This is a genomic window from Lysobacter sp. CA196, from assembly GCF_052078695.1.
In the GTDB taxonomy this organism is placed as follows: Bacteria; Pseudomonadota; Gammaproteobacteria; order Xanthomonadales; family Xanthomonadaceae; genus Lysobacter.
This window is the reverse complement of record NZ_JBQJIN010000011.1, coordinates 106,537-121,169: the sequence shown is the minus strand read 5'-3', so window position 1 is coordinate 121,169 and position 14,633 is coordinate 106,537. Positions and strand designations below refer to the sequence as shown.

The following is a 14,633-nucleotide window of genomic DNA, read 5'->3' as shown; positions in this document are numbered from 1 at the left end:
CGGCGCCGCGCGTTGGCCAGGCCACCCGGCGCAGATTTGGGTGCAGCGCAGCAATGGCAGGCCCCTTAGAGCCCGGTGAACGGCGGAATCGCACGGCGGGATCACAGTTCGTCGCCGTATGGTGCAGCGCGGCGTGTGTTGACCATACCGCTTCGTACAGTCGGGGCGTCGGTGCTTGCCGACGTCCACACACGATCGGAGGGGATCATGTCGCGACTTCATTACCGGCGCCTGCTGCGCGCACCGCTGCTGCTGGCCTGTCTGCTGTCGGCCGGGGCGTTCCCGGCATCGGCCGACGATTACACCCGGACCCGCCATCCGGTGGTACTGGTGCACGGCCTGTTCGGCTTCGATGCGATCGGCGGCGTCTACGGTTATTGGTTCGGCATTCCCGAGGCCCTGCGTGCCGGCGGCGCCCGCGTGCACGTCGCGCAAGTGGCCGCGACCCAATCCAACGAAGTCCGCGGCGAAGCCCTGATCGACCAGCTCGAACACCTGCAGGCGCTGCATGGCTACGGCAAGTTCAACCTGATCGGCCACAGCCAGGGTGGCCCCACCGCGCGCTACGTCGCCTCGGTGCGCCCGGACCTGGTCGCGTCGATGACCTCGGTCGGCTCGCCGCATGCCGGCAGCAAGGTCGCCGATTTCGTCGGCACGGCCCTGCCCGCAGGTTCGCCGCTGCGGCCCCTGGTCGCTTCCTTCGTCAACGCCTTCGCCGGCCTGATCGGCCTGTTATCGGGCAGCGACGACACTCAGGATTCGCTGGCCGCCCTGGCCGCGCTCGAAAGCGCCGGTTCGGCGCGTTTCAACGCGCGTTACCCGCAGGGCGCGCCGACCACCGCCTGCGGTTCCGGCGCCGCGCGCGTCAACGGCATTCACTATTATTCGCTCGGCGGCACCTCGCGCGGCACCCACCTGCTCGACGCCTCCGACGTGGCGATGGTCGCCGGCGGCCTGTTGTTCGGCGGCGAAGCCAACGACGGCCTGGTCGGGCGCTGTTCCTCGCATTGGGGCCAGGTGATCCGCGACGACTACGGTTGGAACCATCTCGACGAGGTCAACCAGATCGCCGGCCTGCGCGGCCTTTTCAGTTCCAGCCCGACCAGCGTCTATCGCAGTCAGGTCAACCGCCTCAAGAACGCCGGTCTGTAAGCGATGCGGCCGGTGCCGGGCATGCTCGCGGCGGCTTGCGCTTTCGCCGCGATGCTGGCGGGCGGATGGTGGCTGTCGAACCGCGACCGCGGGGTGGCGATCACCACCTCGGCGGTGGCCGCGGTGCGCGACATCGATCCGCCGCTTGCCGCCGCGGTTTCGGCGGGCGCGTCGACATCCAGTGCCGGCTCGCGCGCGGATTCCCTGCGCGACACCGACGTCGACGGCGCGGTCCGCGTCGACGCGCAAGGACGGCCGCAGCCGGATCGCGAACTGCGGCGCTTGTTCGATTACTTCCTCAGCCGCACCGGCGAACAGACGCCGGAAGCGATCCGCGTCGCGTTGATCGCGCACCTGCAGCCGCGTCTGGCTGCCGATGCCCTGGCGACGGTCGTGGCCTGGTTCGATGCTTATGTCGCGTTGGAGCGCGATTCGGTCATAGCCGGGCATGAGGCCGGCGACATGGAGGCCGCGGTGGCGCGGGTGCGTTCGCTGCGACGCGCACGCCTCGGTGCCGAACTCGCGCAGGCCTGGTACGGCGAGGAAGAACGCGCCTATGACGATGCGCTCGCTCGGCGCAGGCTATTGGCCGACCGCAGTCTCGACGAGGCCATGCGCGCGAGGCGCCTGGCCGAACTGGACGCGCGCCTGGACCCGCAACGCCAGGCCCTGCAGGCGCAAAGCCAGGAACTCGAGAGCGCCGTGCAGCAAAGCCGCGACTTCGAATCGGGTCAGGTCGACGCCGCCACGCGTTACGCCGAACGCGAAGCCTTGTTCGGACGCGAGGCCGCGCAACGCCTGGCGCAACTGGATACGCGTAAAGCGCAATGGCAGGACCGCCTGCGTCGCTATGCGGCGCAACGCCAACGTTTGCTGGCCGATACCGCGCTCAGCGACAGCCAGCGCCGGCAGCGTATGGCATCGCTATTGCAGGGATTCGATGCCAACGAACGCCGCCGTGTCGATATGTTGACGCGTAATGGTTTGTTGCCGGGGCCGTAGTCGCGCTGGGGTTGCAGTGTCGCGGTCGCGGCTTGCGCCGCTCCTACCCGTTGCAACACCGGCAGGGGTAGGAGTGGCGCAAGCCGCGACCGCCATGGTCAACGACCGCGTCTGCGCAACGACAGGTCATATCCAAACGTCTGTCGCCCTCTGCCTTTTGCTTATCCCGGCGAAAGCCCGATGAATGGATGCGCGACCGACAGCCTCAGAAAAAATCCCGATTGAACTGCAAGGTATAACGCTGCCCCTGCTCGCCGACCGCCTTGACGTCGAAGCGCAAGGTGTCCGGCGGCGAGATCGTCGCCACGCCGACGTAATCGAGCAGGTCGCCGTCGCGCATCTCGCGCATGCTCAGGGCCTGCTTGCGGCCGAGCAGGTCGATGCTGGTCACGGTGACCTTGGCCGGCACCGACACCGAGGTCGCGTCGTCGCCCTTGCGCAGCGACACCACCACCAGCACCGTGCGTTCGTCGTGGCTCGCGCCGTAGCGTTGCGCGATCGCCGGCGACAGCTGCTTGGCCTGGATCGCGCTGGCGCGCACGCTGATGTCGCCGACCCGCACGACTTCCTCGCTGCGCGCGGCATTCGGGTTCTGCGCCGGCGCCGGACCCTCGCCGCCGCAACCGGCGAGCAGCGCAAGCATGACGACGGCCGTGGCTTTGCCTGCGAACCGGTTCATTCGTTCGCCGCCGACAACTGGCGGCCGCGTTCGGTCGCTGCGGCGATGGCGCGGTCGACCAGGGCGCGGAAGCCGCCTGCCTCGAAGGTCTCGATCGCGGCCTGGGTGGTGCCGCCGGGCGAGGTCACCCGCGCGCGCAGCACTTCGGCCGGGTCGTCGGTGCGGGTCAGCATGGTCGCCGCGCCGAGCAGGGTCTGCTGGACCAGGGCGCGCGCCGCCTCGGCGCTCAGCCCCTGGGCCTGGCCGGCCTGCTGCATCGCCTCGGCGAGCAGGAACACGTAGGCCGGGCCGCTGCCGGAGACCGCGGTGACCGCATCCATCTGCGCTTCCTCGTCGATGCGCACGGTCGGCCCGACCGCATCGAGCAAGCTCGCGGCCTGGCCGAAACGCGGGGCCGCGGCGGCGTTGGCGTACAGCCCGGTGATGCCGGCACCGAGCAGGGCGGGGGTGTTCGGCATCGCCCGCACGACCGCGGCGCCGCCGCCGAGCCAACGGTCGAGCTGGCCGGCGGTGATGCCGGCGGCGATCGAGATCGCCAGCGGGTGTTGCGCGGCGGCCTGCGCCGCCAGGCTTGCGCAGACCTCGCGCATGACCTGCGGCTTGACCGCGAGCAACCACACCGACGCGCCGTCGGCCGCGGCGCTGGCGCTGTCGAAGCACTGCACACCGAAGTCGCGCTGCAAAGCGTCGCGCAAGGCCTCGACGGGTTCGGCGACGCGGATGTCGCTTGCGGCGACGCCGCGGGCGATCAGGCCGCCGATCAGGCTGCGCGCCATGTTGCCGCCGCCGATGAAGGCGATCGGCCCGGAGGGGAGAGAAGCGGATTCGGACATGTTCGACCACTGCGGAGACCGGCCCGCAGGATAACAACCGGCGTGGGCGCCTGGGCGCCGAGGCGCCGGGCCGGTCAGGCCTGCGGCTTGGCCCGCGCGCCGAACAGGGCGGTACCGATCCGGACCATGGTCGAACCCTCGGCGATCGCCACCGCGTAGTCGTCGCTCATGCCCATCGACAAGGTGTCGACGCTGCGGTGAGTTTGGGTGAGCGAGTCGAACAATTGCTTGCTGCGGCGGAATGCCGGACGCAGCAGTTCCGGATCGTCGTGCGGCGCCGGGATCACCATCAGCCCGCGCAGGCACAGCCGCGGCTCGGCCGCGATAGCCGTCGCCAGCGCTTCGACCTCGTCCGGACGACAGCCGTGCTTGCTGGCTTCGTCGTCGATATTCACTTGAATCAATACGTTGAGCGCGGCCTGGTCGGCGCGACGGTGGCGGGCGAGCGCCGTCACCAGCTTCAAGCGGTCGACCGTCTGGACCCAATCGAAGCGTGTGGCGGCCTCGGAAGCCTTGTTCGACTGCAGGTGGCCGATCAGGTGCCACTCCAGCGCCAGCCCGACCGCGGCGGTGCCGGCCATGGCCGTCTGCTTGGCGAGGGCTTCCTGAACGTAGTTCTCGCCGAACGCGGTTTGCCCTTTCAATGCCAGATTCGCGACCGCCGTCTCATCCCGGGTCTTACTGACCGCAAGCAATCGAGGTACCGGCCTTCCGGCGTCATGCGCCGCATGCGTCAACTGATGCAAGATGTCGTGCAGGACGTGCTCGTGCACGAGGGGAATCCTGTAGTGAGGTGGGCTGGATCGGACACGCCGTCTGAGGGCTATACTGCCTCGCAGGGGTGGTTTGGTTCCAGCTTGAAGTTGCAATCAAGCCCTTGAGGCTGGCTTTTCACGGACCCGGTTGACGGGTCCCTGCAGTGCGGGGAGCACGCATGGATATCGCCGAACTACTGGCGTTCTCGGTCAAGAACAAAGCATCCGACTTGCATCTGTCGGCAGGTCTGCCGCCGATGATCCGGGTCGACGGCGACGTACGCCGCATCAACATCCCGGCGCTGGACCACAAACAGGTCCATGCGCTCGTCTACGACATCATGTCGGACAAGCAGCGCCGCGACTTCGAAGAATTCCTCGAGGTCGACTTCTCGTTCGAGATTCCCGGCCTGGCGCGTTTCCGCGTCAATGCCTTCAATCAGAACCGAGGCGCCGGTGCGGTGTTCCGTACCATTCCGTCCGAAGTGCTGTCGCTGGAAGACCTCGGCTGTCCGCCGATCTTCCGTCAGCTCATCGAGCAGCCGCAGGGCTTGATCCTGGTGACCGGCCCGACCGGTTCGGGCAAGTCGACCACGCTGGCGGCGATGATCGACCACATCAACAAGAACGAGTACGCGCACATCCTCTCGGTCGAAGACCCGATCGAGTTCGTGCACACCTCGCAGAAGTGCCTGATCAACCAGCGCGAAGTCCACCGCGACACCCACGGCTTCAACGAGGCCCTGCGTTCGGCCTTGCGCGAAGACCCCGACTACATCCTGGTCGGCGAGTTGCGCGACCTGGAAACCATCCGCCTGGCGCTGACCGCGGCCGAGACCGGCCACTTGGTGTTCGGCACCCTGCATACCTCCTCGGCGGCCAAGACCGTCGACCGCATCATCGACGTGTTCCCCGCCGGCGAAAAGCCGATGGTGCGCTCGATGCTGTCGGAGTCCTTGCGCGCGGTGATCTCGCAGGCCCTGCTCAAGAAGGTCGGCGGCGGTCGTACCGCGGCGTGGGAGATCATGGTCGGCATCCCCGCCATCCGTAACCTGATCCGCGAAGACAAGGTCGCGCAGATGTATTCGTCGATCCAGACCGGTCAGAGCCACGGCATGATGACGCTCGACCAGCACCTGCAAGACCTCGTCAAGCGCGGCATGATCCTGCGTCCGCAGGCGCGCGAGTACGCGAAGGACAAGCGTCTGTTCGACTGATGCGCCCGCCGGCGAAGTGTCCCGCTTCGCCGGCCTCCGCCTCGCGCCGATAGCCGCTTGCGCACCACATCCCCTGGTTTCAGACCTCCCGAGGAGGTAGCCCCATGAACAACCCAGCCAATCCCAACCCGGCCGGCCCGGCCAGCCCCGCCACCGGCGCCATCGACTTCACCTCCTTCCTCAAGCTGATGGCGCACCAGCGCGCCTCGGACTTGTTCATCACCTCCGGCATGCCGCCGTCGATGAAGGTCCACGGCAAGATCAGCCCGATCACCCAGAACCCGCTGACGCCGCAGCAGAGCCGCGATCTCGTGCTCAACGTGATGAGCCCGCAGCAGCGCGAAGAGTTCGAAAAGACCCACGAGTGCAACTTCGCCATCGGCGTGACCGGCGTCGGCCGCTTCCGCGTGAGCTGCTTCTACCAGCGCAACCAGGTCGGCATGGTCCTGCGCCGCATCGAGACCAAGATCCCGACCGTCGAAGAGCTGAACCTGCCGCCGATCATCAAGACGCTGGCGATGACCAAGCGCGGCATCATCATCTTCGTCGGCGCGACCGGTACCGGTAAGTCGACCTCGCTCGCGGCGATGATCGGCTACCGCAACCAGAACTCGACCGGCCACATCATCACCATCGAAGACCCGATCGAGTTCGTCCACCGCCACGAAGGCTGCATCATCACCCAGCGCGAAGTCGGCATCGACACCGACAGCTGGGAGAACGCGCTCAAGAACACCCTGCGCCAGGCGCCGGACGTGATCATGATCGGCGAGGTGCGCACCCGCGAAGGCATGGACCACGCCATCGCCTTCGCCGAAACCGGCCACCTGGTGCTGTGCACGCTGCACGCCAACAACGCCAACCAGGCGATGGACCGCATCATCAACTTCTTCCCCGAAGACCGCCGCGACCAGTTGTTGATGGACTTGTCGCTGAACCTCAAGGGCGTGGTCGCCCAGCAGCTGATCCCGACCCCGGACGGCAAGGGCCGCCGCGTCGCCATGGAGATCCTGCTCGGCACCCCGCTGGCCCAGGACTACATCCGCGACGGCGAGATCCACAAGCTCAAGGAGCTGATGAAGGAATCCGTGCAGCTCGGCATGAAGACCTTCGACCAGGCCCTGTTCGAGCTCTACCAGGCCGGCGAAATCGGCTACGAAGACGCCCTGCGCTACGCCGACTCGCAGAACGAAGTGCGCCTGCGCATCAAACTTGCCCAGGGCGGCGACGCCCGCACCCTGTCGCAAGGCCTCGACGGCGTCGAAGTGGCCGAAGTGCGGTAAGGCATCGGTTGCATCGTTAGGAATGAAGAACCCGGCTTCGGCCGGGTTTTTTGTTGTTGGTCGACCGGGTCGTGCATGGGACGAGACCACCGGTCGTAGATGTCAGCGATGCAAGCCTCGTCCTGTCGACTGCAGGACGAACCACGACGGTCCGAGTTTGCCGGCTTAATGTGATTTGCGAGAATTGCTTACGCCGTCCGAATTTTTGAGACGGCCGTCAAGGATCATCGTCGCGGGCCTCAGCCCCTCCGGTCGCCCGTTCGTCGACACCGGCATATCGCCATCGTACGTACAGGACCAGGATGTCCGGCCGCTTCGGCGGCATTTTCATCGGAAGAACCCGTCATGCCTTCCAGTTTTGTCCTTCGTCTCTCCGCCTTCGTTTGCCTGGCGCTTGCCGCGTGGTTGGTGCCCGGAGGCGCGCGCGCTGCCAACGAATACTGCGCGACGCGTTTCATGCCGGCGCGGGAGGATGCCTGCTTCAACACGCTCGCGGAAGCGGAAAGCTATATCCGCACCGAACCGGCGACGCCCCGAGGCAATGCGTTGTTGGAAAAGATCGAAGAGCGCGCCATGACCGAGGGTATGTATGCCCGTGAGTACAAGGTCAAGCCGCGCGCGCCTACGTACGTGGGCGACTTTTACCGCGCTGCCACCGTCGGCACACGTACCCGCGGCTGCGGTTCGGATGGCTCGGTGGGGGGCGAGGCGGCTCCGAATGGCGAGATATGGTGCAAGGACGAGGCGGCGATGGAAGCCGACGTCTACAAATCCAGCCTTTACGAAACACCGCCGCCGCCCGGTTACTTCACCGGTTCCTACGATGAGGGCACGCCGCGTGGCTGGGGGCCCGAGGGGCGGTTCTTGTACCAGGCGCGCAACTACATCTCGAGCGATTCCCGTGCGCGTTTTCTGACCGTCAATCCGGTTCCGACGGTGACTCACCAGTGGCATATAGCGCGGCACGACTGGTACGAATGCCCGATGCTGTTCTATGCCGGCTGGCCGAACCCGGGCGTCACTTGGCCGAACGTTTGTTTCAGCGACACGTATGCGCAGATCGTTGTGCGATCCAAGCAATTCGACTCGTGCTGCAAGGACGGAAATCCCGTCGTCGCCGCTACCGGGAACAAGGAGCATCGCGAGGAGGATTTCGACTGGGAAGGCCAAGCGTTCGTTCGCGCTTACAACTCAATCGGCGATTTCGAGCTGAGCTCTGGTTTGACCGATTATTGGGCGCATTCGTATTCGGCTCGCCTGATGATGTATCGGGGGCTGCCCGATACCTTGTTGCGCTCGGACGGCTACTACGAATTAATGGGAAAGGTGAGCGATACCTCCTATCGCTCGGTCAATCGTCCCGGCACGATCATGATCCGCGAGCCCGACGCAGTTGCCGCGACTAAGGGCCGCTGGCGACTGTCGACTTCATCCAGGCTGGAATGGTTCGACGAAGCCGGGCGCCTCAGTGCCTACGAGGTCAGCGGACGTGTGTACAGCTTGGACTACTGCACCCAGTCCGACGTGCAGGCGGGCAGCTGTCCGGCCCTGGGCAAGCTGCTGCGTGTGCGCAGTCCCTCGGGTCGCGAACTCGGCTTCCAGTACGTATTGGCGACCACCGCTAAATTTGGCGATGACGGTCTGCGAATCGCCCGCATCGGCACCGCCGGCGCTTGGCTGGTCGAGTACGCCTACGACACGGCCGGGCGCCTGACTCACGCCAGCAAAGGCGGAGCCGGGGCAGGCGAAGGTGTGCAATATCTGTATGGCGAGGGCGACCGGGTTTGCCGCAACGCCGCCGGCCAAGCGGTCGCCGGCTGTAACCCAGCGTTGTGGGGCAACAAACTGACCGGCATCATCGACGAGGCCGGGCAGCGTTATGCCACCTACAGTTACGACGAGTTCGGCCGGACCACGATCAGCGACCATGCTCTCGGGGCAGGAAAGGTCACCCACACCTACAACAATTCCGGTTCGGTGGTGGTCGCGCTGCCGACTGGATCGAGTAAGACTTACGACTTCAACACGGATGCATTCAGGCAGCCGACCCGTATCGCACTATCGAGCACCGATGGATCGAACGCCGGCGCATCCACGGCTCAGTACTACAACGGACGCATCTGGTGGCGCCAAGACGAGCGCGGCTACCGTACCGATTACGAGCATGACTCGTTCCAGGAAACCAGCCGCATCGAAGGGCGCACGTCGGGGCAAGGAGTTACCCCGGTTACCCGCAAGATCCAGACCGACTGGAATCCGGGTTATACCAAGCCGACCGAGCGCCGCACGCTCGATAACGCTAATGCCTTGGTCGCCAAATCCAAGTGGACCCACAACGACCGCGGTCAAGTCGTGACCTCGACCCAGGTCGATCCCGTCACTAATGCCGAGCGCACCACCACCACGACCTACTGCGAGGCGGCCGATGTCGCCGCAGGCGGAAACTGTCCGGTGCTCGGCGCGGTCAAGGCCGTCGATGGGCCGCGCACGGACGTGGCCGACGTATCCAGTTACTCGTACTACGCCAGCGACGACCCGGCCTGCGCCACATCGCCCGCAAGCTGCGCTTACCGCAAGGGCGACCTGTGGAAGGTCACCGACGCGCTCGGCCACGCCACCGAGTTCCTGCGTTACGACCTCGCTGGCCGCGCTCTGTCGAGCAAGGAAGCGAATGGCGTCGTCACCGACCTGGAATACACGCCGCGCGGTTGGTTGGCCGCGCGCAAGGTGCGTGGCGCCAACAACGGCTCGGAAGCCGACGATGCGATCACCCGCATGGAGTACGACCTGATCGGCCAGATCAAGAAGGTCATCCAGCCCGACGGCATGTTCGTGCGCTACGAATACGACGCGGCGCATCGCCTGACCGACATCTACGACAACGCCGGCAACCGCATCCACTACACGCTCGACAGCGCGGGCAACCGGACCAAGGAAGACACGAAGGACACCAGCGGCGCCCTGATGCGCACCTTGTCGCGCGTCTATAACCAACTGGGCCAACTAAAGACGGCGAAGACCGCGCAGGACCACGCCACCGGCTTCAGCTACGACGCCAACGGTAATGGCGACATCACCACCGATGCGCTCGGCCGCAAGACCGACAACGACTACGATCCGCTCGATCGCCTAGCCAAGACCTTGCAGGACGTCGGCGGCATCAATGCCAAGATCGAATACAAGTACGACGCGCTCGACCGGCTGACCCAGGTCACCGACCCGAAGGGCTTGAACACCACCTACAGCTACAACGGCCTGGGCGATCAGGTGCAACTGTCGAGCCCGGATACCGGCGTCACGAACTTCAGCTACAACGCAGCGGGCCAAGTGGCGACCAAGCAAGACGCCAACGACACCCTCCGGCACTCCTATACCTACGACGCATTGGGTCGCACGAAGACCGTGTCCTACGGCAGCGGCAGCGCTGATGTCGAGTACGACTACGACACTGTCAACTCGGTCTGCACGACCGGAGAGACCTTTGCGGTCGGCCGAGTGACTGCAATGCGCACCGAAGGCACGGAGCTGAAGTACTGCTACGACCGCTTCGGCCGAGTCGTACGAAAAATCCAGTCGGTCGATGGTCAGAGTCTTACCTTGCGCTATGCCTACACTCTGGCGGGGCAGCTGCAGGCTATGACCTATCCTGATGGCGCAGTCGCTGATTATGTCCGCGACAGCCAGGGACGGGTCAGCGAGATCGGCGTGACGCCGGCGGGTGGCGTGCGCAGCGTGCTGCTCAACAATGCAAGTTATAAGCCCTTCGGTCCGGTGGCTGGGTGGACTTATGGCAATGGCCGCAGCCTGCAACGCACTTATGATCAGGACTACCGAGCTAAATCGATCCTCGATACCGCCAGTGGTGGGTTGTCGCTGTCTTATGGCTACAACGAAGTCGGCGACTTGACTCAGCTCAAGGACGGCCTGCAAAGCGCTGCTCTGGCCCAGTACGACTACGACACCTTGGGTCGCCTCAAGATCACCCGCGACGGCCCGACCGGCACGCCGCTGGAGACCTACGGCTATGACGCGACGGGTAACCGCACCAGTTTGCTGCATGCAGGTATCACTACCGACTACAGCTATCCGAGCACGAGTCATCGTCTAAGCAATGTCGGCGGCGTCAGTCGCAGTTTTGACGCGGTCGGCAACACCACCAGCATCGGCGGCACGGCCAGAGAGTTCGTCTACAACGCCAACGACCGCATGAGCCAGGTCAAGCAGGCTGGCGTAATAAAAGCCAGCTACCGCTACAACGCCAAGGGCGAGCGGGTCTCGCGGGCCGACAACGCGACCGGCGCGATCACCGGCTACACGCTGTACGACGAGGCTGGCCATTGGCTGGGCGACTACGACGCCAACAGCGCCACCAAGCAACAAGCCATCTGGCTGGGCGACGCCCCAGTCGGCTTGGTTGTCGGCGCCGGCGTCGCGCAGACCCTGCGTTACGTGCAACCCGACCACCTGGGCACCCCGCGCGCGGTGATCGACCCGAGCCGCAACCTCGCGATCTGGACCTGGGACGCCAAGGGCGAAGCCTTCGGCAACAACCCGCCGAACCAGGACCCCGATCAGGACGGCACCGCGTTCGTGTTGGATATGCGGTTCCCGGGCCAGCGCTATGACGCGGCTACGGGGCTGAATTACAACTATTTTCGAGATTACGAGCCTGCAGTCGGAAGGTATCTTCAAAGTGATCCGCTTGGTTTGGCGGACGGCCCGTCAACTTACGCCTATGTAAGGAATGCCCCGGTGGATATGACGGACGTCTATGGACTTGCTTCCTTTGTTGGATTCAATAAAGACAAAAGAAAAAAACTTGAGGACGCATTGGCTGAAGCCATTCAAGTGCTGCAGAAGTGCCTTGCGTGTAATGATTGCGGTGTCAATGGTGAACGAAAGGCTTATTGCATAGATGATTTTCAGAAACAGGAGATGATTACGTTGTTGCAAGACGTTACATTTGTTGAAGAGCCGCCGCTGCTCTACTCAAATGGAGGTGAGGAGTGCGCGGAGTATCTCGGCAATGGGAGTGTTGGAATGCGTCCCGCAGCGTTTGCGGGAAAGTGCTGCACTCTGCCGGCTGTGATAGCTCATGAGGCTGGCCATGGGGTTTTTGGTGGCGCTGGGGCTCATAGTAGAATTTACTATGTAGAGTTGCAGTGCTTCGGCTGTAATGGGTTCGCTAAAAAATGATGCGGCGAAAGTTCATTGATGGTGTTGTGTTATTGCTGGGTATTGCTTTGCTAGTTGCGTCGCATTGCGCAAATTCGAATGAGAATTGCCACGAAGTGCACGTCGACGGAGCGTGGGAATTGTTGGGCGATAAAGACGCAGTGGCAGCGCTTGAATATTTTATGCGCGGCGATAAGGTGAAGGAGGCATCCTTGGAGATTTTGGGTGCGCCTGTCCGCTCTTTTAAGCTCCAAGGAGGCATGGAGGGATTTGAATGGGTTCGGGTCGCGCGGCGCAGTGGAAGAACTTATCGGTGCGGCAAGCTAATTAATGAAACTTTTCAAGTGACGTATATGACAATAGGTGCGGTTTTCAAGGGGGAAGTTTTAAAGTCGTGCGAGGTTAAAATAAATAGTTTTATTGGAAGTAATCCTGACCCAGACCCTCTAAAGGATCTGGCGGTTCTTTCTGAGAGCCGGAACTGTGACTCATATGTGACCAAGAGGTAGAGATATACAGGTTGCTGAATGTGACGCATCTGATGAATTTTGTTGAGTTGATTAATTGCGTGCAAGGTGCTTGGGGAGTTTGTGGTCGGTGTAGTTTGCATGTTGTGCAAGACTGGGAGTGCGCAGTCTGTTTAGTACATGCCCGGTATGAGGCTAAGCGAGCAAGCTATTCATGGCGCATATTTCTCGCCTGCAAGGGCTGCACGTAAGGCGTGAGGTCTGAGCGTCGTATCCGTTGCGGCGGTTTCATTTACTTCTTGACCTCCACCCGCTCCAACTCCAGCCGAATCACTTCGCCGCCTTCGCCGAACTGGTAGTCCGCCCAGCGGCGGGGCACCGGGCGGATGTCGCCTTTGCGCAGGGCCGGTTGGATCGCTTCGAAGCGGTCGCCGAGATAGCTGCTGCCGATCTTGATCCAGGCTCCGTTCTCGAAGGCGTAGACGAAACAGCTGGCGCCGTATTGGTTGGTGTTGCACAGCAGATAGTCGTTGCGGCCGTCGCGGTCGAGGTCGGGCGTAAGCAGCAGGCATTCGGCGTGTTCGCCGAGACAGTCGGGCGTGGACAGCTTTCCGTCGAGCACGATCTGCAGCCAGGCCGGGTCGGGTGCGTCGGCGCCGGGCGCGGGCTTGATGCGCTGGCGTAGTGCGGTGAGGGTCTTCGGCAGCCCGTCGGGGTGTTCGAAGTCGTAGACCCAGGGGTCTTTCAGCGCGATCACGCGTTCAAGCTCGGCTTTCTCTGCAGCCGTGGCGAACTTCGGGTCCTTGCGCAGGGCCAGCAGGGCTTCGTAGCCGCGGTGGCCGCTATCGAAACGCAAGTGCTTGAGGTCGAAATCTTCCGCGGCGATGCGGCCGTCGTGCAGGCGCGCGAGTTGGTCGCCGACGCTGAGCCGGTGCGGGTCCAGCAGCCAGGAGTTGGCGGCGACCGCGAATGCCAGCGCGATCAACGAAACGATCACATTGACCCGCATCAGCGGCCGCAGCCAACCTTGGCGCGGCCGCAGCGCGGCCCAGGCGTAGCCGAAGGCATAAGCGCTCAGCAGCAGCGACGCGACCAGAGCCCAGAAACGGTCGCCGGTCCAGCCGTGCTGGGCGATGCGCAGGCCCAGTGCGTACAGGCCCAGCGCCGCGTACACCGGCAGGCTCAGCAGCGCTGCCTCGACGATGCGCCGCAACCAGGCCGGGTAGGGCGGTTCGCCTTCGCCGTCCTGGTAGACGGCGTTGACGAACAGAACCAGCAGGGCGATCAGGCACATCAGGATCAACGTTGCCGAGCGGGTGCGCCACAGCGCGTCGAGCCCGGTGAACGGCAGGCTGGCGACGAACAGCACCGCGATCAGCGACAACAGGGGCAGCAGGCCCTTGAAGATCGCGAACAGGATCTGGCGTGCGACCTGCACCGGCCTCTGCTGGGTGCGGCCGACCAGGATGCCGAGGCCGACCATGATGCCGGTGGCGAGATAGGCGAAGCGCGGATCGGAGAACAGATCGCCGAAGAACTTGATGCCGATCAGCTCGAACAACACCGCGCACAGGGCCAGCACGCCCCAGCTGATGCCGACGAACACGCCGGTCAGGATCAGGGTCAAGGCGTTCTGCCAGCCGTACTCGAACAGATCAGGGTACGACGCGCTCCAGCGCCGATGCGCGATCCGGCATTGCAGGTAGGGCAGGGCGATGAATAAAGCGATCGCTACGCTCGCACCGAACGGCCACAGCACCGCGCCGGCCTTGATCTGCGGCGCACCGGTGGCGCTCCAACCGGCCCATACAGCCAGCACGGCATAGATAGCGGCCAAGCCGAGGCTTTGCTCCCAGAAGCGGCGGTCGCGCAAATCCTGCACCGACAGGATCATCGCGCTCGGCACCGACAGCACCAGGGCGTACCAGCAGATTTGCGCGCTGTGGCCATCGAGGACGTGGCCGCTGCGGGCCAGGTACAGCAACAGGCCTTGCAGCAGAGCGACGGCGACGATGAAGCCGCGCGTGGAACGGGGCAGTGCGGGGGCCGTGCTCATGTTCTGTCCTTGAT

Annotated in this window: 9 protein-coding genes; 5 read left to right on the top strand and 4 right to left on the bottom strand. The window is 64.2% G+C overall.

Translation table 11 applies throughout. The features are described from left to right. The first annotated feature begins 207 nt into the window (after positions 1–207). Both ACTOWK_RS12285 and ACTOWK_RS12280 read left to right on the top strand, forming a co-directional pair. Complete coding sequence (locus ACTOWK_RS12285; protein WP_441330437.1) at positions 208–1,152, top strand: lipase family alpha/beta hydrolase; 945 nt, start codon at positions 208–210, stop codon at positions 1,150–1,152. 21 nt (positions 1,153–1,173) lie between these two features. Next, complete coding sequence (locus tag ACTOWK_RS12280) at positions 1,174–2,154, top strand: lipase secretion chaperone (protein WP_441330436.1); 981 nt, start codon at positions 1,174–1,176, stop codon at positions 2,152–2,154. 205 nt (positions 2,155–2,359) lie between these two features. On the opposite strand, the gene ACTOWK_RS12275 is transcribed toward ACTOWK_RS12280, so the two are convergent. From ACTOWK_RS12275 to ACTOWK_RS12265, 3 genes are all read right to left on the bottom strand, one after another. Further along, the gene (locus ACTOWK_RS12275; protein ID WP_441330435.1) at positions 2,360–2,833 is read right to left on the bottom strand and encodes a DUF4426 domain-containing protein; all 474 of its coding nucleotides are present in this window, start codon (positions 2,831–2,833) and stop codon (positions 2,360–2,362) included. Further along, positions 2,830–3,666: a pyrroline-5-carboxylate reductase gene (gene proC / locus ACTOWK_RS12270; RefSeq protein ID WP_441330434.1), complete on the bottom strand. Its 837-nt coding sequence runs from the start codon at positions 3,664–3,666 to the stop codon at positions 2,830–2,832. The genes ACTOWK_RS12275 and proC overlap by 4 nt, the downstream gene beginning before the upstream one ends. Before the next feature lie 74 nt (positions 3,667–3,740). Further along, positions 3,741–4,424 (bottom strand): YggS family pyridoxal phosphate-dependent enzyme, encoded by a 684-nt coding sequence (locus ACTOWK_RS12265; RefSeq protein ID WP_441330468.1) that lies wholly within the window; start codon positions 4,422–4,424, stop codon positions 3,741–3,743. A gap of 176 nt (positions 4,425–4,600) precedes the next feature. Between ACTOWK_RS12265 and ACTOWK_RS12260 the strand changes: the two genes are divergently transcribed. From ACTOWK_RS12260 to ACTOWK_RS12250, 3 genes are all read left to right on the top strand, one after another. Continuing rightward, a complete protein-coding gene (locus ACTOWK_RS12260) occupies positions 4,601–5,638 on the top strand; it encodes a type IV pilus twitching motility protein PilT (RefSeq protein WP_441330433.1) in 1,038 nt (345 codons plus the stop codon). Positions 5,639–5,742: 104 nt separating this feature from the next. Continuing rightward, a complete protein-coding gene (locus ACTOWK_RS12255; protein ID WP_441330432.1) occupies positions 5,743–6,921 on the top strand; it encodes a PilT/PilU family type 4a pilus ATPase in 1,179 nt (392 codons plus the stop codon). Between the two features lie 345 nt (positions 6,922–7,266). Next, complete coding sequence (locus tag ACTOWK_RS12250; RefSeq protein WP_441330431.1) at positions 7,267–12,117, top strand: RHS repeat-associated core domain-containing protein; 4,851 nt, start codon at positions 7,267–7,269, stop codon at positions 12,115–12,117. A gap of 738 nt (positions 12,118–12,855) precedes the next feature. Here the strand turns inward: ACTOWK_RS12250 and ACTOWK_RS12245 are convergent. Continuing rightward, positions 12,856–14,619 (bottom strand): DUF4153 domain-containing protein, encoded by a 1,764-nt coding sequence (locus ACTOWK_RS12245; RefSeq protein ID WP_441330430.1) that lies wholly within the window; start codon positions 14,617–14,619, stop codon positions 12,856–12,858. Positions 14,620–14,633 lie beyond the last annotated feature (14 nt).